The sequence below is a fragment of the Pseudomonas sp. JDS28PS106 genome, from assembly GCF_036706555.1.
Taxonomy (GTDB): Bacteria; Pseudomonadota; Gammaproteobacteria; order Pseudomonadales; family Pseudomonadaceae; genus Aquipseudomonas.
In genome coordinates this window covers 44,961-64,464 of the sequence record NZ_JBAJGT010000001.1, presented here as the reverse complement: position 1 = coordinate 64,464, position 19,504 = coordinate 44,961, and the positions used below count along the sequence as shown (strand labels likewise).

At 62.9% G+C, this 19,504-nt stretch carries 14 protein-coding genes; 2 read left to right on the top strand and 12 right to left on the bottom strand.

Features of this window, described 5'->3' with window-relative positions; translation table 11 throughout:
- Positions 1-5: 5 nt before the first annotated feature.
- Positions 6-4,577, bottom strand: coding sequence for an AAA domain-containing protein (locus tag TRP66_RS00270; RefSeq protein ID WP_333399319.1), 4,572 nt, complete (start codon positions 4,575-4,577; stop codon positions 6-8).
- A 138-nt stretch (positions 4,578-4,715) separates the two neighbouring features.
- Complete coding sequence (locus tag TRP66_RS00265; RefSeq protein ID WP_333399318.1) at positions 4,716-6,083, bottom strand: erythromycin esterase family protein; 1,368 nt, start codon at positions 6,081-6,083, stop codon at positions 4,716-4,718.
- A 211-nt stretch (positions 6,084-6,294) separates the two neighbouring features.
- Here TRP66_RS00265 and TRP66_RS00260 point away from each other — a divergent pair, with 211 nt between their 5' ends.
- Positions 6,295-7,452 (top strand): zinc-dependent alcohol dehydrogenase, encoded by a 1,158-nt coding sequence (locus TRP66_RS00260; RefSeq protein WP_333399317.1) that lies wholly within the window; start codon positions 6,295-6,297, stop codon positions 7,450-7,452.
- Positions 7,453-7,547: 95 nt separating this feature from the next.
- Here TRP66_RS00260 and cycA read toward each other — a convergent pair whose 3' ends face one another.
- The 6 genes from cycA to pxpB form a co-directional block, all read right to left on the bottom strand.
- Positions 7,548-8,954: a D-serine/D-alanine/glycine transporter gene (gene cycA / locus TRP66_RS00255; RefSeq protein WP_333399316.1), complete on the bottom strand. Its 1,407-nt coding sequence runs from the start codon at positions 8,952-8,954 to the stop codon at positions 7,548-7,550.
- A 148-nt stretch (positions 8,955-9,102) separates the two neighbouring features.
- Entirely contained in the window at positions 9,103-11,241 is a 2,139-nt protein-coding gene (locus TRP66_RS00250; protein ID WP_333399315.1) for a hybrid sensor histidine kinase/response regulator, read from the bottom strand.
- 108 nt (positions 11,242-11,349) lie between these two features.
- Complete coding sequence (gene thpR / locus TRP66_RS00245) at positions 11,350-11,868, bottom strand: RNA 2',3'-cyclic phosphodiesterase (RefSeq protein ID WP_333399314.1); 519 nt, start codon at positions 11,866-11,868, stop codon at positions 11,350-11,352.
- Positions 11,869-11,911: 43 nt separating this feature from the next.
- Positions 11,912-12,718: an N-formylglutamate deformylase gene (gene hutG / locus TRP66_RS00240; RefSeq protein WP_442965145.1), complete on the bottom strand. Its 807-nt coding sequence runs from the start codon at positions 12,716-12,718 to the stop codon at positions 11,912-11,914.
- Between the two features lie 28 nt (positions 12,719-12,746).
- Positions 12,747-13,712 carry a biotin-dependent carboxyltransferase family protein gene (locus TRP66_RS00235; RefSeq protein ID WP_333399313.1) on the bottom strand — a complete coding sequence of 322 codons (966 nt, stop codon included), beginning with the start codon at positions 13,710-13,712 and terminating at the stop codon, positions 12,747-12,749.
- Positions 13,709-14,440, bottom strand: a complete 732-nt coding sequence (pxpB, locus tag TRP66_RS00230) for a 5-oxoprolinase subunit PxpB (RefSeq protein WP_333399312.1) — start codon at positions 14,438-14,440, stop codon at positions 13,709-13,711. The genes TRP66_RS00235 and pxpB overlap by 4 nt, the downstream gene beginning before the upstream one ends.
- A gap of 158 nt (positions 14,441-14,598) precedes the next feature.
- On the opposite strand from pxpB, the gene TRP66_RS00225 reads away from it, so the two are divergent.
- A complete protein-coding gene (locus tag TRP66_RS00225; protein ID WP_333399311.1) occupies positions 14,599-15,372 on the top strand; it encodes a LamB/YcsF family protein in 774 nt (257 codons plus the stop codon).
- A 74-nt stretch (positions 15,373-15,446) separates the two neighbouring features.
- On the opposite strand, the gene TRP66_RS00220 is transcribed toward TRP66_RS00225, so the two are convergent.
- The 4 genes from TRP66_RS00220 to TRP66_RS00205 all read right to left on the bottom strand — a co-directional run bounded on the left by TRP66_RS00220 (position 15,447) and on the right by TRP66_RS00205 (position 19,465).
- On the bottom strand, positions 15,447-16,742 hold the full coding sequence (locus TRP66_RS00220; RefSeq protein WP_333399310.1) for a TRAP transporter large permease: 1,296 nt from the start codon (positions 16,740-16,742) through the stop codon (positions 15,447-15,449).
- Positions 16,739-17,272, bottom strand: coding sequence for a TRAP transporter small permease subunit (locus TRP66_RS00215; RefSeq protein WP_333399309.1), 534 nt, complete (start codon positions 17,270-17,272; stop codon positions 16,739-16,741). The genes TRP66_RS00220 and TRP66_RS00215 overlap by 4 nt, the downstream gene beginning before the upstream one ends.
- Before the next feature lie 8 nt (positions 17,273-17,280).
- On the bottom strand, positions 17,281-18,306 hold the full coding sequence (locus TRP66_RS00210) for a TRAP transporter substrate-binding protein (protein WP_333399308.1): 1,026 nt from the start codon (positions 18,304-18,306) through the stop codon (positions 17,281-17,283).
- A 223-nt stretch (positions 18,307-18,529) separates the two neighbouring features.
- Positions 18,530-19,465, bottom strand: coding sequence for a hydroxyacid dehydrogenase (locus tag TRP66_RS00205; RefSeq protein ID WP_333399307.1), 936 nt, complete (start codon positions 19,463-19,465; stop codon positions 18,530-18,532).
- Positions 19,466-19,504 lie beyond the last annotated feature (39 nt).

Genomic DNA, 19,504 nt, shown 5'->3' with positions numbered 1-19,504 from the left:
CGGGTTCAGGCCGTAGCGGCTGGTTGCGTATCCTCGGTCGGTGCTCCTTCCTCGCCCGTCGGCGGGTACGCCTCATCTCTGGACGGATTCGTCCACTCCCTGAATTCCACCAGCGTCGGCAACTGGTCCAGCGCGCCTGTGGGTTCGATACCCAGTTCAGCGAGACGCTGGAGCAATTCCTCGAAAATCTCGTCCTTGTGCAGGTTCCAGGAAGAAGCGAAGCAGCGCCAGAAGGTCCAGCCGGCCCGCTCCAGGATGCGCTGGCGGTTCATGTCCGCCTCCCAGCGGTCCGGGCCGTGGAAAGCGTCGCCATCGCATTCGATTGCCAGCCGATTATCGTTGCCGCCTTCCACGACCATATCCAGGCGGAACGAGCCGCTTTTGACCTGCGGGATGACCTTGAAGCCGCGCTCGACCAGCCGGCTGAACACCTGGCGCTCGAACTCGGATTCACACAGCTTGATCAGCCCGTCCTGATCCACCTGCTCCTCGACGACAGGTCTGGCGAAGTACTCCAGCAACGAGCGACGAAGATCCTTGGGCGACAAGTGTTCCAGCGTCACCGAGCGAACCAGATACATACGGTCCCGCGCGCGACTGGCGGCGACGTTGAAACGCTGTTCGGCCCCGACACCCGACAAGGGATGACAGTTTTCAGGGTCGGCCACCAGCGACACGAAGATGATGTCACGTTCGCTGCCCTGGAACGTGCCGGCATCGCCGCAGGCAAACTCGCGGGCATGCAGCTCGGCGGCCGAACAGCGCTCGCGCACCAGCCCGTCGATGTATTTGGCCTGCTCCATGCCGCCAAGCAAGGTGACGACGCCAATGCTGCGACCGGCGTATCTTTCGTCGTCGATCAGCGAGCGGATTTCCTGGGCGATGGCCTCGGCTTCGAGCGCGTTGCAGCCTTTCTTGTCTTTCACGCCGCCCCGGACGTAGATGTCCACCAGCGGAGGGTCCAGACGTTCGGAGGGACGCGGAATGCGCAGCGGCTGAATGGCGCCGTTATAGAAGCGGTTGGAGTAGCCGATGATCGGCGGCACGCAGCGGAAGTGCTCGCGAAGCATGACCATCTGGCCGGCGAAGACTCGCGCCGCCAGATCGTAGAGGGACTTGTCGGGCGTCATGTCCGCGCCGTATGGCTGGTCGCTCAGGAAGCGTTCGCGAAGTTCGCCGATGCGTTTGCCGGACTTGAAACCGCCGTCCGGCGAAACCTGCTTGTCGTCGCCGACCACCAGCACCTTCTTTGCCCGAACGATGGCCGGCAGCGCCCAGAGGTCCGACTGACTGGCCTCGTCGACGATCACCAGATCGAAGGCGCCGATGTCGGCGGGCATGGACTCGGAAATCTTCGCATGGCTCATGATCCAGCACGGCACGGCGCCCGCGGCGTCCTGCATACACTGCTGGGCGTCGCGGCGATAGCGCTCGGCGTTGGGACCTGTGCCCTGGCCGATCTTGCGCACCGCCGTCGAATAGCCGGCCAGTGCCTGCAGCACCTTGGGACTGGCACCGGACTTGGTGGACAACCAGGCCGCCTGACCGACCACCTCGCGGTACATGCGTGCCAGACCGGATTCCAGCTCGGTACGCCGGGCGTTGAGGCTCATCAGTTCGTGACGTGCCTCGATGCCCTCAAGGTGGGAGCGGATGCGCGCGTGCTGCCACGCCTCTCTCCATGAAGACGGCATCGCGGTGTCTTCGGCGCCGTTGCTGACAGGCATGCTCAGCACACGCCCGGCCAGCTTCTCACCGCCCGCGGCGCTGAGGCGACGGGCCCCGGCGCGAACTGCCTCCAGCAGCGGTTCCAGACCCTGAACACGCCGCAGTTCGGCGAGCAGATCCACGTAAGCACCGGTAATCTGCTCCGCGCCGTGGTCGGGATTGCCCAGTTGCTGGCGAAGGAATCCGGACAGCTGTTCGACGACCGGCCCACTATGGCCGGCGATCCGGGTGTACAGGTCTGCCAGCATTGTCTGAGCCCTGTCCAGATCGAAACGCGTCAGGTGATGCCGGACTTGCCGTTGAAGCGCACCGAGTGCCGGCAGATCCATTTGATGTGCGTGAACCTGGGCGTTGTCGAATACCTCGTCGCACAACGGGATCACTCGATCTGTCAGCCGCTCGTGGTAGCCCAGCAGCATCTGCACGGCATTGGTCGTCAACTCCAGCTGCCTGAGGTGGGCGATGCCGCCTTTGAGTTCGGTAATCTCCAGCAGTTGTGCAAGAGCATTCCAGCGCGCGGCGAGCGCCTTTACGTCGGCGTGCAGTTGCAGATAGTGGAGAACCGGCTCCCACTGCTGCTCGGTTCTGGGCGCTGAACCGTTGACCTTCACCTGCTCCACATGGTCCCGGGCCTGCCCCGATCCAAAACTCATCAGGCCGAACGGTTTGCCGGTTCGCGCCGCCCGCTCAACCGCTTCGTGAGTCTTCTCGCAGTCGAGCCCTTCGTCCGGAAACTCGACGTGGTTGTTCAGCAATGCCCTGCGGCGATGGACCAGACCCTGGGCTTCGGCGAGTCGCGCCTTGAGCACGGCAATCTCGCTGTCAAAGCGCTTCCCGGCCAACTTGTGGTGAAGCTGCGCCGGCCAGTCGCTTTCGCCGCCGGCTGCGTCCCGGAGCCCGGCAAGCATCTCGGCGCAGGTCTGCAGTTCCTGGTCCAGCGACCTTGCCAACACGATCACCGCGTCGTCGTCGGATTTCAGGGCCAGAATACCGCCCTGATCGAAAGCCTTGTCCAGTGTCTTGAGCTGGCACAAAGCCTCATGGAGCTTGCCGATGACCCCGGTTTCGGGCAAATGCGCGGGATCCGGCACGCGAGCGGTGACATAGATCAGGTCGTCGGCCAGCGTCCGGCGCGCCTGACGCAGAGCCTGTGCAGCAGCGTCGTCGAGGGGAGGCGCATGCTCAGGTTTGAGCGACAGCTCATCGTCGAACCACCGATACTGATCACTGTCTCGCACCAGAATTTCGGCCAGCTGCTCGGCGCGGTATCTCGCGCCGTCGAGCTCAATCTCGGCCAACTGCTCCAGTGCGATCTCGTTCACACGCCGATCCAGGCGAATCAGGTCGGCATGCGCCAGGTCGATGGATTGATGCAGGCGCTCGATCTCCGCTCGCGCCAGCGACGGGTTGATCTGCGAGACCTGGTGCTGGATCGCTTCGATGGCGCCCTGAAACTGGCGTATCCCCTCCCGGTCGCCGGCCAGCAGGGCGACGGTCAGCGGACGCACCTCCTGGGGGATCTTGGCTTGCAGCACTTTGAGCGCCTGTTCGCCACGCGAGGTCACCAGAATCCTTTTGCCGGTCGCCAGATAATGGCAAACGATGTTGGCAATCGTGTGAGTCTTGCCGGTGCCCGGAGGGCCCTGAACCGCAACGCCAGCCGAGTGCTCCAGCCGCTGCACGATGGTGACCTGTTCGTCGTTGTAGGGCAGCGGGAAGTACAGCTCCTTTGGCTCCGCCGTCGAGCCGTCCATGCTCCGGCTGGACAGTCCACGGAAGTTCACGCTTTCGGACTCGACCGCAAAATCGGACGGTGGTGTTACCAGCGCCAGCGGGCCGGGTGGAATGTCCTGGCCGTCGCCCAGATGCTGGCGAATGTTGCGCAGGTCATTGATCAGCCAGTTGCTGGGTCGGGGCCGGGCCAGCACGACCCAGCTGGAGCTGACCTGCAATGTCTCCCCGGCCTCGACCGCCGGGTGATCGGTTGCCATCCACTGAACGTAGCGGCCTCGGCTGTCCAGGCTGGTCGCCACGCGCTGCAGCATCTCGCTGAACGAGGCCGGCACGAAGGGGCTGACTGGCATTTCGCTGTTCAGTGCCAAATGATCGCGAACCATCCTCTCGCACGCGCCGGCGCCCGGTATGCCGGCGTTGATCATGGCATCGAGTTCGACGAGCGGCTGGGTGGCGCGAGGCCGGATTTCCAGGGCCATGGTCGTCTCGTTGAGACTGATGTCCATGGCCTGGGTCAGTAGCGGGTAATGGAAAGTCTGCGCAGCGTCATCGATCACCAGCGACCAGGTGCTGACACCAATTCCCCAGACCAGCTCGCGCGCCGCCTTGCCGGTTTCCATCTCGCGCATCAGTGCGAAGAGCTCGCCGTACAGGTTGATCGTCCTGCGCCGGGGTTGCTCGGCATCGGCCCAGTCTTGCCAGACGATCAGATACTCCTGCAGCGCCGCCTCGGCGGCTTTTCGGACCTGCCGGGCGAGCGAGTCCGGATCGCGCTCGGGATCAGCCGCCAGTTGTTCTTCGATCTGCCGCAGCAGCGCCGGCTCTATTAGCGCCGGCGGTTTGTCGGGATGATCACTGGCTTTGATCAGCGAGCGGCACGCCCCTTGGGGCAGCGACGGGCTGCGGGTTTCCTCAAGACGTTCAATCTGCAGCCAGATGCTGTCGCCCGGCAGCTGCAGATCGAAACGCAAACCCGGCAAGGCAGTCAGCTGCGCCGGGGTGAACACCTCGTTCTTCGAGCTTGCCAGTTGATAACGTGAGGCCTCGAACTCCATGAGGCTCTCTTCGGCGTATTCGAACAGGCGGCTGAGCAGCTCGCCGGGCGTCCGTTGCATGTCACACTCCAGATCTTGCTGCGATTGCAGGCGGGGCAGAAAACGGGGTCAAGGATGCCATATTTCATGATTGTACGGTGCGCCGGCCAGCTTTCTGCAGGATTGCGTCACAGTGCCTGGCCGGCTCTGGCTGATTGCTTACAGCCCGCGGGGGAAGGTGTCTTCTTCGTGGCTGGGCGTTTCAGCCGACGTGGTCGCCAGCGGCGTCACGGCCTGGGTGTGTTCGAGCCATATCAGTGCGTCGAACTGTTCGGCCAGTACCGCTTCGAAGTAATGGCTCCAGCGCTCGGTCTCGGGACGGTAAATCACCCCGATGGCTCGCTCCAGCAAAGGCCCGGCCAGCGCCTCGCGCAGGGCCTGACGGTCGGCAGCCCGCCAGTCGGTGAGCGAAGCCGGAACGCCGGCTTGCAGGAACTGGTATTCCCAGCTATCGCTTCGGGACGGCCGGACCTCCTTGATCCGCACTTCGCCGTCCCAGTTGTCGGCGGCTGCCACCTGGCCGGTGTGGGTCGCCATACCGATCAGCACGGCATCGCGGCCGTACGCGGTGCGACACAGTTCGCCGATGTTGAATTCGCCGTTCCAGCCCATGGCGGTTGCGGCGGCATTGCCGATATGCGAATTGTGCGCCCATACCACGGCCTTGGCATTCGGGCCCCGATGGGCGAGCAATGCCTGCAAGGTGTCGAACATATGCCGGTCGCGCAGGTTCCAGGACGCCGAGCCGCCTCGATACATGGCGCGGTAATACTGCTCGGCGGACCGTATCACCCGGGCGTTTTGAGTGGCATTGAAGAAGGCTTCGCTGTCTTGAGCGAAATCCTTCAAGCGGTCACCCAAGAGGGTATTGAGCTGGTCGACCACAGCCTTTTCGCAGGGTATATGCCGCTGTCGCTCGACAAAGTGACCGTACAGGGCCGGGTCGTCCTGCCATGGCATGAGGCAGCCATAGCGGCGGCGCGCATCCCGGGCCAGCTCCGGGTCCGTGCGGTCCAGGTAGCCAAGCACTTCACTGATCGAACTGCGCAAGCTGTAGATGTCGATCCCCCGGAATTCGACCCTCCCGGCCGGTCCCAGGCTCTGATTGTAAGCCGTGAGCCAGTCGGTGAACTCGACAACGTCGGTGTTACGCCACATCCAGGTCGGGAAACGAGTGAAAGCCTGTTCTGGCTGTCGGGCGGGTGCCAACGCGCGTACTTTACGATCAATAAGCCCGGCGTCCGGCCAGTCGGCCTCCACCGCAACAATGTTGAAGCCGTGCTGCTCAATCAGACGCCGGGTGATCGCTGCGCGGGTTCGATAAAATTCGCTGGTCCCGTGGCTGGCTTCGCCGATCAGCACCACCCTGGCGTCCCCGTAACGGTCGAACAATTCGCCAAACGCCGGCGAGTCGATCTCAGGCAATCGCTCGGCATACTGGCGCAACAGACCGGGCAAATCCTGGACGGTCTCATGGAGACCCTGCGCGGCATCAGGTTCAGGACGATCTTTCTGTGAAGAAGTCATGCTCCACCCTTCCACTACGGCCTTCGATACAAAGCGGACACCGTGGAGTGCGCGGATGTTCAAAGCACACGACCGACAGGTATGGTCGCGCCACCTTGGCCCTTCAACGCGCCAGCCGCCCGTCTGTCGAGCTGTTCGCACGGGGGATTAAACCTTTGCCGACGGCGGTTTCTCTACACTTCACCCCTGGACAGATCTTGCGAGGTGAACAATGAAAGCAATCGTATTTCACGGCGTCGGCGATATTCGTCTGGACGAAGTACCCGACCCTGTCCTGCAGGCGCCGACCGACGCCATAGTGCGGATAACCGCATCGGCCATATGCGGCACCGACCTGCATTTTATCCGCGGCAGCGCGCCGGACATGGAGCCTGGCACTATTCTGGGTCACGAAGCGGTCGGAATCGTCGAAGCGCTGGGCGACGATGTGCGAAACCTCAGGGTGGGCGACCGGGTGCTGATCCCGTCCACCATCGCTTGCGGCAACTGTTCGTACTGCCGGGCCGGCTATTTTGCCCAATGCGACGTAGCAAACCCCAACGGCAAGGCCGCGGGTACCTCGTTCTTCGGCGGCCCGAAGACCACCGGTTCGTTCGACGGACTGCAAGCCGAGAAGGCTCGCATCCCCTTTGCGCACATCGGTTTGATCAAGCTGCCCGATGCCATCACCGACGACCAGGCGATCGCAATGTCGGATATTTTCCCGACCGCCTGGTTTGGTGCTGAAATGGCCGAAATCAAGGATGGCGACACCGTTGCGGTCTTCGGCTGTGGGCCGGTGGGGCTGTTCGCGATCCTCAGCGCAAAGCTGATGGGGGCTGGCCGGGTGTTCGCTATCGACGGCCTCCAGGATCGGCTGGACCGGGCTAGGGAACTTGGCGCCGAATGCATCGACTTCGAGCAGGAGGATCCGGTGGAGACGCTTCAGCGGCTCACGGCGGGAATCGGCGTGGACTGCGCTATCGACGCGGTGGGTATCGATGCCAACCACGCCCATCACGGCCACGCGCATCCGGTTCAATGGCAGCCAGGCGACGAGCCGTCCCAAGCGTTGCAATGGGCAGTGCAAGGGTTGGCCAAGGCTGGAGTTCTGTCGATCATCGGCGTATACCCGGCCGGTTTCGACAGTTTTCCGATTGGCGCGGCCATGAACAAGAATATCCGCATGAACATGGGCAACTGCCATCACCGCAAATACATTCCCAAACTCATCGAGATGACGCTGGCCGGGCGGGTCGACCCGGGCAAGGTGCTGACTCAGCACGAGCCCCTGACCGATGCCATCAGTGCTTTCAAGAAATTCGATGAACACCAACCCGGCTGGATCAAGGTCAAGCTGGAACCAGAGCTGGAGAAAGGCGAAGCATAACCGGATGCCCCCGGCAGGCGCCTTGTCTGTCAAATGGTCCGGGCGGGCCGTCCCGAGAGTCGTGGGAGGCATGTACGGCTCCCACGGCAAGTGCATCAGGCCGCCGACAGCGCAGCGGCGCGCTTGCGGATGAACAGGTAAGCGACGCCCAGCACCGCGAACCATATCGGCGCGATGTACAGCGCCACCCGCGTGTCTTCCTTGAACGTCAGGATGACCAGCAGCAGCGCGAAGAAACCGAGGGCCACCCAACTCATGAGTTTCCCCGCCGGCATCGGAAACTTCGACCGGGCATGCAGTTCGGGACGTTTCTTCAGGTAGGCCAGATACGAGGTCAGGATGATCGACCAAACGAAGATGAACAGGATCGCCGACAGCGTTGTGATCAGCGTGAAGGCTTCCATGAGGTTGGGGATCAGATACATCACCAGGGTGCCCAGCGCCAGGCAACCGACCGAGAACAGCAGGCCATTGGCCGGGACCGAACGCTTCGACAGGCGTTTGAAGGCGTTTGGCGCGTGGCCTTCGGCGGCAAGGCCGAACAACATCCGGCTGGTGGAAAAGATGCCGCCGTTGGCTGACGAAGCCGCCGATGTCAGGACCACGAAGTTGACGATCCCGGCCGCGGCTGGAAGGCCCGCAATGACGAACAGCTCGACGAAGGGGCTCCTGTCCCCCGCCACTTCCCGCCAGGGGGTCACGATCATGATCGTGGCCAGCGCGAGCACGTAAAACAGAATGATGCGCACCGGAATCGAGTTGATGGCCCGTGGCAGGGTCCGGCTCGGGTCCTTGGTCTCTGCCGCAGCGGTGCCGACCAGCTCGATGCCCACGAACGCGAATACCGCGATCTGGAAACCGGCGAGGAAACCGGTCAGGCCATGGGGGAACATGCCCCCGTCGGCCCAGAGGTTGGTCACGCTCGGCGCGCGTCCCAGGGAAAACGGGGTCGCATAGATCAGCAAGTATCCGCCAGTGAGCACCAGACCGATGATCGCGGCGATTTTGATCAGAGCGAACCAGAATTCAATCTCGCCGAACAGCTTGACCGTCAGCAGATTGAGCGACAGCAACAGGCCTACGCAGGCAATCGCCGGGTAATACTGCGGCAATCCGGGAAACCAGAATTGCGCGTAAGCGGAAATCGCGATCACGTCGGCCATCCCGGTCACGATCCAACAGAACCAGTAGGTCCAGCCAGTGAAGAACCCCGCCCAGGGTCCGAGCAAGTCGGTCGCAAAGTCGATGAACGACTTGTACTCGTGGTTGGACAGCAGCAACTCGCCCAGCGCGCGCATCACGAAAAACAGCACGAATCCGATGATCAGGTACACGAACAGGATGGAAGGTCCGGCGAGGCTGATGCTTTTGCCCGAGCCCATGAACAGACCTGTGCCGATCGCGCCGCCGATGGCAATCAGCTGAATGTGTCGGTTGGACAGATTACGCTGTAAATGTTGATCACCCGGCTCACCTGGGGACAGGTTTTTTTGCACCACCATTAAAAAACATCCTGATCTTGTGAAAACAATTCGATACCAAAAGAAAACTCCCCGCCTGGCTGGTGTCCAGGCGAGGAGTCGGTCTTGCCGCGTTCAATAATACCTGTCTGCCAGCATTGATGTGAGGCCAATGGCTGTCTTGGAACTCTCAGGCGGTGCCGAGCAGGTCGTCCAGCACCGGGATCAGCGCTTCCAGCGCGAACGGTTTGGTCAGCAGCGCCGTCGACGGTTGCGATGCGTACTCGTCCAGTACGGAAGGCCGGGCATAACCGGTCATGAACAACACCGGCAGGAAGATCCTGCATTCGCGCCCGGCCGCCGCCAGCTGCCGGCCGTCCAGCCCGCCCGGCAGGCCGATGTCAGTGATCAGGAGGTCGATGGGTGTGTCGGACTGCAGAATCTGCAACGCCGCCAGGCCGTCGGCCACCTCGATGACCCGATAGCCGAAGCTTTCCAGCGTCTCGGTGACGAACATGCGCACCGACGACTCGTCGTCGACCACCAGCACCGTGCCACGCGGCCCGGTTGTTTGCGCCGTCTCGTTCTGCGAGGCTGGCAAGTGAAGCGGCACTTCTCCAGACGACACCCTCTGTGATATCGACCGGTCGGTCTGCGCCGGTTCACCGGCGGGCGCTGAGGTTTGCTGCTGTTGACAGGGCAGCTGCAGATAGACGCTGGTGCCCTGGCCCGGTTCGGACTCGATCTTGATCTGTCCGCCCGACTGTCGGGCGAAACCGTAAACCATCGACAGGCCGAGTCCGGTTCCTGCCCCCACGGGTTTAGTGGTGAAGAACGGCTCGAACGCTTTGGCCAGGGTTTCGGCGTCCATGCCTGTGCCGTCGTCATTGACGCAGATGGTCAGGTAGGAACCCGCGGCCAGCTCCGGATCCAGCTCCGGGCCGTGGTACAGGGTCTGATTGAAGGTCTTGACGGAAATGCTGCCGCTGCCGGCGACCGCGTCCCGGGCATTGATACACAGATTGAGCAGCGAATTTTCAACCTGTGCCGGATCGACCAGGCAGGTGCCCAGCGGCGCCGTCAGCTCGACCTTCAAATCGATGGCAGGCCCTACCGTGCGCCGGATCAGCTCCTCCATCCCGCCGATGAGCGCATTGACATCGGTGTGGACCGGAAGCAGTGTCTGCCGACGAGAGAATGCCAGCAGCCGGTGGGTGAGTGCCGCGGCTCGTTCGGCGGCGCCATAGGCCACCGCGACGTAGCGCTCGACGTCGGCGGTACGGCCCTGGTTCAAGCGCAGTTTGATCAGATCCAGGCTGCCGGTGATCCCGGCCAGCAGGTTGTTGAAGTCGTGGGCGATGCCACCGGTCAACTGGCCCACCGCTTCCATCTTCTGCGACTGGCGCAACGCGGCCTGAGCAGCCTCGTTTTCAGCCAGGGCCTGCTCGATACGCGCTTCGAGCGTGCGGTTGAGTTCCACGAGCGCCATTTCGGCTGTTTTCCGGGCAGTCACGTCGATGGAGGAGCCGATCAGACCGATGACCTCCCCCGTGTCGCTGAACAAAGGCGCCTTGGCCGACAGCCACAGCGCCGCGGACCCGTCAGGCATGTCGACCCGTTCTTCGACCTGTTCGGCCTTGCCGCTGCGCATGATGCGCTGGTCGGTTTCCATGACCTGGCGTGCCTGGTCCTTGTCCTCCAGAAACTCGATATCGGTCTTGCCCAGGTAGAATTCCGGCGGCTTGCCGATCAGCTCGGTCGTGCCACGGTTGGCGACTAGCATCCGCCCTTGCCGATCCTTGGCGTACACCACGCCGGGGACCGCCGCGGTAAACGTACGCAACAGCGCTGACATCCGATCCCGTTCGGCTTCCGCGGCCCGTCGGGACTCGATATCCATCAGCACGCCCGGAAAGCGTACTGCCTGCCCGCCTGCGTCCAGCTCGGCGTGGCCGTTGGCCTCCACCCACCGATAATGACCATCGTGCTGGCGCACCCGGTACTCGCACCGAAACGCGCCTCCGCGGGCCATGGTCTGCCGGATTTCCGAGGCGACCCGGTCGAGGTCTTCGGGATGGATGGAAGAAAAGGCTTCGGCAATCGGAATCCCGGCCTTGCACTTTTCCGCCGGCAGGCCGAACGAACGCGAAAAACGCTCGTCCGCGGTTACGCAGTCATCCGGAATGTCCCAGACCCAAGTGCCGATAATGGCTCCTGCGTCGAGCGCAAGCTGCAGGCGTTCGGAAGTATGGGTCGGAAACTCCAGAGCCTGACCCTCTGGCGAAGTGTCCGCCTTCCCTTCGGGCGACTCAGGGCTATCTCGATCCATGCTCAATCTCGGGCTCCGTCTGACAATTGGCGCCGAGCATACCTGCACAGTCGAGCAAGGCGAAGATATTCATGAGGCTTGATGACTCAAGCACGTGAACGACAGTATTCATGACCAACTCGCCAACTCCCGGTAGCGACCTTTATGGGATTCGTAGAGCACGACCCGGCTGGCGCGCAGCCAGAACTCGGGTGCGGTGCCCGCTTCGGGTGGCTGTCCCTGGTAGTCCCGCATCAGGGTCAAATGCGGCCGGTATTCTCTAGACACTTGCGCGAAGCCGAACGGCAGGATTGCCTGTTCCAGGGCGTAGACCAGACGCAGCAGTCCCGGGGGCGTCTCTTGTGAAGTCAGCACCAGCACGCCCGCCTGGCGCCAGGCTTCAAGCTTGTCCAGCGCCACGCTGATCGTTCCGGTGGGCATGCGCACCTTCGCCGCCGCCGCGCACAGTTCGGCGATCTGCGCGACTTCTACGGCGCCGAGGAAGACCAGGGTCACGTGGAAGTTCTCGGAAGGCACCGGACGTCCGGTGCGCAGTGCCAGCTCGCCGCGCCAGCGTGCAATGGCGCGCCGTTGCTCCGGCGCGCATTCCAGGGCGAAGAACAGTCGTTTGAACGGCTGATCGTTCATTTCCGTGTCTCATGGTTCGTTTGTCTCGACGGTAGACGCCGCTTCAGACGCCGTACCGCTCGCTTCCCCATGTGAGTGTCTCGCGAAGCAGACGTTCGATGACGGCCTGCACGGAACCTGCGCGATCCTCGCGATAAGCAAAGGGTCGGGTCTCATCCATGTAGGTGCACTGGGCCAGTTCCAGTTGCACGGCATGGATATCGGCTTCAGGTTTGCCGTAGTGACGGGTGATATGGCCACCCTTGAAACGGCCATTGAGCGAATGGGTATAGCCGGCGGCTTGCGCGCAGATCGACTCCAGGCGTTGCGCCAGTTCTGCCGCGCAACTGGCGCCGTTGAACGTGCCCAGATTGAAGTCCGGCAAGGCGCCTTCGAACAGCATCGGCAGCCGTGAGCGGATTGAATGCGCGTCCCAGAGGAGTGCGTAGCCGAACCTGTCCCGCGTCGCGTCCAGCGCCTGGCGCAGAGCCTGGTGATAAGGGCGCCAGATCTGCTCCAGATACAGCGCTCGCTCGGCGGCGGAAGGTTGTTTTCCAGCGACATACAAGGGCGCGCCGTCGAACAGCACGTCGGGATAAAGCCCGGTCGTTGCGCCGCTGTACAGCGGCTGATCGTCCTCGGGTCGGTTCAGGTCGATGACGAACCGCGAGTACTGCCCCGCCACTACCGTGGCGCCCAGCCCGGTCGCCATCTCATATAGACGCGGGATGTGCCAGTCGGTGTCGGGCGTATCCCGGGCTTCCGGCACCAGCCCGTCCTGTACGGCCGGGGTCAGGCGCGTACCGGCATGGGGAATACTGATCACCAGCGGCGTGTGCCCCTGGAGAATGCTGACGGGCGACGTGATCATGGAAATTCCTTATACGGTGAATGACATTTCAAGCGCGGCGGCGATAGCGCGCCAGCAGTTCGTCAAGGTAGGCGCCCATCAACAGCTGGCGCTCGCACCAGAGGTCTTCGGCCTGCTCGACGGTCACTTCCTCGAACCCGACGCGGTCGCCCGGCTTGAGCTGCCCGAGCCGGGCGAGATCCGCGCGAATGACAGTCGCGATCTTGGGGTAACCGCCGGTGGTCTGCCGATCGTGCATGGCGATGATCGGGTGACCGCTGCCCGGTATCTGCACGCTGCCGGTGTTGATGGCGTCGGAGACGATATTGAAACCTTTCAGATGGCGAATGGCAGGCCCTGTCATACGGTAGCCCATGCGGTCGCTCTGAGGAGAAACCTCGAAGGTTTCGCTGAGAAAACGTCTGATCTCGACCTCACTGAAATAGTCCTGTTGCGGCCCGAGTACGACGCGCAGCGGACGCAGTTCGCGTTGCGGCAGGAAGCGCTGGGCCGGCGCCCTGGCCGCCAGCGGCAGGTATTGGGACGGCGCTGCCAACGGCAGTTCGTCGCCAACGGCCAGCGGTCTTCCGGCGAAGCCGCCGAGCGCGGCCCGTGTCAGAGTCGATACGCCGCCCAGCACCGGCAGCGCCGCGAAACCGCCAGCCACTGCCAGATAGCCCCGCGCGCCGCTCAGAACGCGGCCGATCTTCAGAACCCCGCCGGAGCGCAGCACATGGCATTGATAACCCGCGACCGCCTGGTCGTCGATGAACACTTCCACATCGCCGGTGACGGCGATCACGCAACCGCCCGCCCCGACCTCGAACGTGCCGCCCAACAACGTAAATTCCAGCGCGCCGGTGCCGGCCGGGTTGCCGACCAGCGCGTTGGCCAGGGCAAAACTCATTTCATCCAGTGCGCCGGAAGGCGGCACACCGCAGTCTTCATAGCCGGTGCGGCCACGGTCCTGGAGTGTGGTCAGCAGCCCGGGGTTTACTACGTACAAACTGCTCATGTGCGCCAGGTCCATTGCGGGATGAAGTCGGGTTGTGCCGCCAGGGCGTCGAATTCGGCTGACTCGATGGGGACGAAGCGGATCTCGTCACCAGCCCGAAACAGAAAGGGGTCGTCACCGCCCGGTCGGAAACTGCGCGCCGGGGTGCGACCGATCAGGTGCCAGCCGCTGGGCGCTTCGATGGAGGCGACCGCCGTCTGCATGCCGCCGATGCTGACCGTGCCGGCTGGCACTTTCAGACGTGGCGACTCGCGACGCGAGGTATGCAGGCGCTCGTCCAGTCCGCCCAGATACGCGAAACCGGGCATGAAGCCGATCATGTAGACCCGATAGCGGGCGGCGCTGTGCAGTGCGATCACTGCCTGCGCATCGAGATCGTGCTGAGCGGCCAGCCACTCCAGATCCACGCCATGCTCGCCGCCATATGCCACCGGGACTTCCCACTGGCGTACCGGGCCTGCCTCGGCATCCGGTTCCGCCAGCAGGCGTTCCAGATGCTGGCGCAGGCGTGACTGGCGGATGCGCGTGCAGTCATAGGCGACGGTCAGCGCACGGTAGGTCGGAACCAGGCAGGTCACACCGGGGATGCCCGCTTCGCCCACCCGCCGGGCAAGCGCCGTGACGCGTTGATTGACCGCAATGTCGATCACTTCCCCGAAGTCGATATAGATCGCGTGATCGCCAATGGGGGCAATCCGGTAAGCCGGTTCCGGCGCTTGAGTTACCACAAGTCTTACTCTCCAAATCCAGGAATGCTTTTGGAATACCAGAGGTATTCTGTCACTATGGCCGGGGCAAGAATAGTTCTTGCACGGCTTAAACGTCCCGGCATACTGCCGGAGCCTACTAATCAGACAGTGGCGTCAAGCGCCTCGCGGGTGACCTTATGCTGATCGATTTGAACTGCGACATGGGTGAAGGCTACGGCGCATGGACCATGGGCGATGACAGCGCGATGCTCGACATCGTCAGCTCCGCCAACGTGGCGTGCGGCTTTCACGCCGGCGATCCGGACATCATGTTCAGCACCGCCGCCCTCGCCCTTGAGAAATCCGTCGCCGTTGGCGCCCATCCGAGCTTCTACGACCTGCACGGCTTTGGGCGTCGGCAGATTCGTGGCGACTCCCCGGCGCAGATCGAGCGCCAGCTGATCTATCAGATCGGCGCGTTCAAAGCCTTGTCCGAGGCCGCCGGACTGCCATTGCAACACGTCAAGACCCACGGCGCGCTGGGCAACATGGCCAATGAAGATGCTGAATTGGCGCTGGCGGTGGCGCGGGCGATCAAGGCGGTCGATCCGGACTTGATCTTCGTGGTGATGCCAGGCCTGGAAACCGAACGCGCGGGAGAAGCGCTCGGGCTGCGCATGGCGCGGGAGATCTACGCCGATCGGGCGTATGCCGCCAACGGCAACCTGGTATCGCGCAAGCTGCCAGGCGCGGTCATTCACGACAGTGAACTCGCCGCCGCTCGCGTGCTGCGAATGATCGAAGAACAAGCCATCACCACCATCGACGGCGTGCGCATGCCGGTGCGCATCGACACTGTCTGCGTCCACGGCGACACCCCCGGCGCGACCACCATGGCGCGCCAATTGCGCAACCTGCTCGAAGGCAGCGGCGTCAGCATCGCGCCCATGGCGACGGTGATTGCCGCCTGATCGTGCTGTTGCTCGCCTCCACGGATACGAGCAGGCCGTATCCGTGACAGGGCAAACGCTGTGGTTGGCCCCGCTCATTTTTCCAGCGTGCGTGGCAGGTACAGCACGATTTCCGGGAAGACCGTGATGAGCACGGTGAAGGCGACCAGGATCAGGAAAAATGGCAGCGCTGCGCGTGCCAGCGTCGACAATGGCATGCCCGACAGCCCGTTGAGTACGAACAGGTTGAAGCCCACCGGCGGCGTGACCTGCGCCATCTCCACCACCAGGATCAGGAACACGCCAAACCAGATCGGGTCGTAACCGGCGGCCATGATCAGCGGCAAGGTGATCGGCAGTGACATGACGATGATCGACATGCCTTCCAGCACGGCCCCCAGCAGCACGTAGAACACGATCAGCAGCATGATCAGGGCGAACGGCGACAAGCCCAGCGCGCCGATCGATTCGGCGATGGTAGCCGGCACTTTCAGAAAGCCCATCGCCACCGACAGAAACACCGCGCCCAGGATGATCAGACCGATCATGCTCGATGTCTGCATCGCGCCCATCAGGGCTTCCCACAGCCCGCGCCAGGTGAAGCAGCGCTGCACGATGCAGATCAGCAAGGCTCCCAGCACGCCCATGGCCGCCGCTTCGGTCGGGGTGGCAAAGCCGAACATCATCGAGCCGACCACGAAGCCGATCAGCAGCACCACCGGTCCCAGTTGCAGCAGCCCCGTCGCCAGTTCACGCAAGGAGGTGCGCCTGGCATCCGCCGGAAGGCGGTCCGGGTTGAACAGCGACCAGACTGCGACGTAGATCATGAACGCCAGCGCCAGCAGCAGCCCCGGGATGATGCCGGCCATGAACATTTTCAGCACCGAAACCTGGGCCAGTACGCCGTAGACGATCATCAAGGTGCTGGGCGGGATGAGAAAGCCCAGGGTCCCTGCCCCGGCCAGCGATCCGGCCGCGATGCGCGGATCATAGCCGCGCGACGTCAGCTCCTTGAAGGTGATCCGGCCGACGGTGGCGGTGGTCGCCGCCGACGAGCCGGATATCGCGGCGAACAGCGTGCAGCCCAGCACGTTGGTGTGCAGCAGCCGGCCGGGGATGTGTCGGGTCCACGGCGACAGACCATCAAACAGCAGTTTGGAGAGTTTGGTGCGGAACAGGATCTCGCCCATCAGGATGAACAAGGGCAGCGCCACCAGTTCCGGCGACATCGACACATTGGACACAGTCTGGGCCAGCAGCTTCTCCACCGGCATGTTGCGGAAGATCTCCAGCGTGACGATGCCGACCCCGCCCAAGGCAATGCCCACCCACACGCCCATGGACAAGAGCAGCACCATCAACATAAGGGTTACGCCAATGACGATGCTCATGAGGCTTGTACACTCGCGGCGGAGGTGGGTGTGGATGTGGAGGGTTCACGGCCTGTCGCCAGGGACACGGTCTGGGCGAGGATCTGCAAGCAGAGCATGCCTGAGCCCAGCGTCAGCAAGGCGCGGGGGTACACCAGGGGAAATTTTTCCGGTGTGCCGGAGACGATGCCCCGGCTCCAGGCCTGCAGCGTGAAGCCCCACAACGCGTAGAACAGATAGCCGGCGATGAACAGGCCGCACAGACAGGCCAGTACGTCGAGCCACCGCGCCCAGCGCGGCGGCAAAATGTCGAGCATGAAACGTATGCGAATCTGCCCGCCGCAGCGCAGGGTCCAGGCGCTGCCCAGAAAAATGATGGCGCCAAACAGATAGCCGCTCAGCTCCCAGGTGAAGCCCAGGCTGCGCCCGGTCAGGTTGCGATAGAAAACCTCGCCGATCATCAGCAGAAACAACAGCGCCATGCCGGCCCCGGCGATACAGCCGGTTACGCGGCTGAGGGTGTCGATGGACCTCAGGAATACGGTGTTCATCACTCACCTCACTCGATCAGGGCAGCGCGGCCGGTCTGGGACAGATACGCCTTGATGACGACTTGCGCGTCGGGTCCGGCCTGCTCGATGAAAGCTTTCCAGATCGGCGTGGCGGCCTGGCTCAGCTCATCGTTGAAGGCCGCTGTCGGGCGGGAAATCTTCAGTCCCTTGGATAACAACAGGGCTTCGGCCTGGCGATCTTCCTGCTGCGAGACCTCCTCGAATTGCGGCTGCAGGCGTTGGGCGGCGTCGGCAATCGCTTGCTGATGGGCGGCGGACAGGTCGTTCCAGATATCCAGGTTGATCGACACCACGTCCGGTGCCGATTGCCAGTTCATCTGGTTGAAGAAACCGGTGAATTCCCAGAACTTGCCGTCCACGCCGGAGGTGCTGGATGTCGTGACACCATCCAGGGCACCAGACGCCAGCGCGGGAATCACCTCGCCCCAGGGCATCTGGATCGGCGATGCCTTCAGAGCGCCAAAAAAGTCGGTGCCATTCTTCTCCACTGTCCGAATCTTCAAGCCGTTGAGATCGGCCTGGGTCAAGACCGGGGTCTTGGTGTACAGGCCTTGTCCCGGCCATGGCACGGTGTAGAGAAATTTCTGGTTGTTGCGCTCGGCGATCTTCGCGTAATACGGCCCGGCCACCTTGCCCATGGCTGCCTGCTCATCGGCGTTGCGAACCAGGTAGGGCAAGCCTTGCAGGCCCATCAACGGCTCTTCGCCGACCTGCTGACTCATCAGCAGGTCGGCCATGTCGACGATGCCGTCGCGCACCGAGGCCAGCAGCTCTGGCCCTTTCATGCCCAGATCACCGCCGCTGTGAACGTCGATGACCACTTCGCCCTGGGTGACCTTTTTCACCTCCTCGGCAAAGGTGCGCAGGTTCTTGACGTGAAAGTTGGCTTCCGGCCACACGGACACCAGCGTGAGCCGGGTTTCGGCCATGGCTGGCGCCGCGCAGGCGGAGCTGACCACCAGGGCCAGCGCGATCTTGTTGAGCGAAAGCGTGAAACGGCGTGATTCCAGCATGTCCTGATCCTTTTCTCTGGTCGTAGAGGTGCGACTGAATACGGCAGATTGCAGCGGGCAGGTACAGCTGAAAGGTGCAGCTGGAGGTAAAACTACAGGGGGTTTCGCGACGCAGGTTTTCGCCTCTGCGGACGGTCATCACGCGCCGGTATAGTCTCGGCATACCAATGGAATATTGTCAACACGCCGATTCGGTGGCCATGGATTTTGTGCTGTCCTCTAGCTACGCCAGTCGGTCGGAAGGCTCCGCTCCACCCAATACATCCAGAACGCCTTGGGTAACGTCGGCAGCCATGCGAATCAGGGCTTCCTGGGTCGAACCGCCGGTATGCGGCGTGAGGATCACGTTAGGGATATGCAGCAACGGATAATCCGCTGGCATCTCGTCGAAGGCGTACACATCCAGCCCCGCCCCGGCGATGACGCCGGCCTGCAAGGCCTCGATCAGAGCCGGTTCGTCGATCAACGGGGCGCGGCCGGTGTTGATCAATAGCGCGTCCGGTTTCATCCAGCTCAATTGCAGTGGCCCGATCAGATGACGAGTCTCAGGCACGGCCGGCAGGTGCAGCGAGACGATATCGCTGCTTCGTAGCAACGATTCGAGTGATTCGACCCGCTCCATCCCCAAAGTGCTCAACTGCTCCTGCGTCACGCTACGAGCAAGAACCTTGACCCTCATCCCCAGCGCAACGGCCAGGGTGCCGGTTGCCCGTCCGATGGCGCCAAAACCCACCAGGCCCAGCGTCCTGCCGCGCAATTCATGCAGCCGTGCGCCAAAGCGGAATGCCATGTTTCCAGCCCTGGCCGCGCTGTCGCTGGCAAACAATTGTCTGCTGAGCGCGAACATCAGGCTCAGTACATGCTCGGCCACCGAGTGAGCGTTGCGGCCGGGAATGTTGAACACCTTGACGCCCAGAGCCCGGGCGGCTGGCAGCTCAATATTATCGAAGCCGGCGCCATGCACCCCGATAACGCGCAGGTTGGGGAAGCGCTCCATCTCGGGGCGCCGAAACGGCGTGCTGCGAAAAATCCCGGCGACCGTCCGTTGCGGGTCGGCGAGATCCAGCGCGTGATCGCCGATTACAGGTTCGATCCCCGCAGCCAGCAATCTGGCGATTCCGTCGGGGTGGATGGGTTGCGGCATCAGGCACTGTTGCATGGCGTCCTCACTGGTTTTCGGAACAACTATCCGCAATGG